This is a genomic window from Citrobacter sp. Cpa228 (assembly GCF_030333085.1).
Lineage (GTDB): Bacteria > Pseudomonadota > Gammaproteobacteria > Enterobacterales > Enterobacteriaceae > Citrobacter > Citrobacter pasteurii.
The window spans coordinates 1-2,318 of record NZ_JAOWGQ010000008.1 but is presented as its reverse complement, the minus strand read 5'-3'; the positions used below and the strand labels follow the sequence as shown (position 1 = coordinate 2,318).

Below are 2,318 nucleotides of genomic sequence, written 5' to 3'. Positions count from 1 at the left end.
ATAGGGGAGCCGAAGGGAAACCGAGTCTTAACTGGGCGTTAAGTTGCAGGGTATAGACCCGAAACCCGGTGATCTAGCCATGGGCAGGTTGAAGGTTGGGTAACACTAACTGGAGGACCGAACCGACTAATGTTGAAAAATTAGCGGATGACTTGTGGCTGGGGGTGAAAGGCCAATCAAACCGGGAGATAGCTGGTTCTCCCCGAAAGCTATTTAGGTAGCGCCTCGTGAATTCATCTTCGGGGGTAGAGCACTGTTTCGGCTAGGGGGTCATCCCGACTTACCAACCCGATGCAAACTGCGAATACCGAAGAATGTTATCACGGGAGACACACGGCGGGTGCTAACGTCCGTCGTGAAGAGGGAAACAACCCAGACCGCCAGCTAAGGTCCCAAAGTCACAGTTAAGTGGGAAACGATGTGGGAAGGCACAGACAGCCAGGATGTTGGCTTAGAAGCAGCCATCATTTAAAGAAAGCGTAATAGCTCACTGGTCGAGTCGGCCTGCGCGGAAGATGTAACGGGGCTAAACTGTGCACCGAAGCTGCGGCAGCGACACTATGTGTTGTTGGGTAGGGGAGCGTTCTGTAAGCCGTTGAAGGTGGCCTGTGAGGGTTGCTGGAGGTATCAGAAGTGCGAATGCTGACATAAGTAACGATAATGCGGGTGAAAAACCCGCACGCCGGAAGACCAAGGGTTCCTGTCCAACGTTAATCGGGGCAGGGTGAGTCGACCCCTAAGGCGAGGCCGAAAGGCGTAGTCGATGGGAAACAGGTTAATATTCCTGTACTTGGTGTTACTGCGAAGGGGGGACGGAGAAGGCTATGTTAGCCGGGCGACGGTTGTCCCGGTTTAAGCATGTAGGCGGAGGTTCCAGGTAAATCCGGTACCTTATTAACGCTGAGGTGTGATGACGAGGCGCTACGGTGCTGAAGTAACAAATGCCCTGCTTCCAGGAAAAGCCTCTAAGCATCAGGTAACACGAAATCGTACCCCAAACCGACACAGGTGGTCAGGTAGAGAATACCAAGGCGCTTGAGAGAACTCGGGTGAAGGAACTAGGCAAAATGGTGCCGTAACTTCGGGAGAAGGCACGCTGATATGTAGGTGAAGTGATTTACTCATGGAGCTGAAATCAGTCGAAGATACCAGCTGGCTGCAACTGTTTATTAAAAACACAGCACTGTGCAAACACGAAAGTGGACGTATACGGTGTGACGCCTGCCCGGTGCCGGAAGGTTAATTGATGGGGTTATCCGTAAGGAGAAGCTCTTGATCGAAGCCCCGGTAAACGGCGGCCGTAACTATAACGGTCCTAAGGTAGCGAAATTCCTTGTCGGGTAAGTTCCGACCTGCACGAATGGCGTAATGATGGCCAGGCTGTCTCCACCCGAGACTCAGTGAAATTGAACTCGCTGTGAAGATGCAGTGTACCCGCGGCAAGACGGAAAGACCCCGTGAACCTTTACTATAGCTTGACACTGAACACTGGTCCTTGATGTGTAGGATAGGTGGGAGGCTTTGAAGTGTGGACGCCAGTCTGCATGGAGCCAACCTTGAAATACCACCCTTTAATGGCTGGTGTTCTAACGTGGGCCCGTAATCCGGGTTGCGGACAGTGTCTGGTGGGTAGTTTGACTGGGGCGGTCTCCTCCTAAAGAGTAACGGAGGAGCACGAAGGTTAGCTAATCCTGGTCGGACATCAGGAGGTTAGTGCAAAGGCATAAGCTAGCTTGACTGCGAGAGTGACGGCTCGAGCAGGTGCGAAAGCAGGTCTTAGTGATCCGGTGGTTCTGAATGGAAGGGCCATCGCTCAACGGATAAAAGGTACTCCGGGGATAACAGGCTGATACCGCCCAAGAGTTCATATCGACGGCGGTGTTTGGCACCTCGATGTCGGCTCATCACATCCTGGGGCTGAAGTAGGTCCCAAGGGTATGGCTGTTCGCCATTTAAAGTGGTACGCGAGCTGGGTTTAGAACGTCGTGAGACAGTTCGGTCCCTATCTGCCGTGGGCGCTGGAGAATTGAGGGGGGCTGCTCCTAGTACGAGAGGACCGGAGTGGACGCATCACTGGTGTTCGGGTTGTCATGCCAATGGCATTGCCCGGTAGCTAAATGCGGAAGAGATAAGTGCTGAAAGCATCTAAGCACGAAACTTGCCCCGAGATGAGTTCTCCCTGAGACTGTAAGTCTCCTGAAGGAACGTTGAAGACGACGACGTTGATAGGTCGGGTGTGTAAGCGTAGCGATACGTTGAGCTAACCGATACTAATGAACCGTGAGGCTTAACCTTACAACGCCGAAGATGTTTTGGCG

1 rRNA gene is annotated in these 2,318 nt (G+C 52.8%); it reads left to right on the top strand.

The features are described from left to right. Positions 1–2,295 (top strand): 23S ribosomal RNA (locus OGX91_RS00045); the annotation flags it as partial. Positions 2,296–2,318 lie beyond the last annotated feature (23 nt).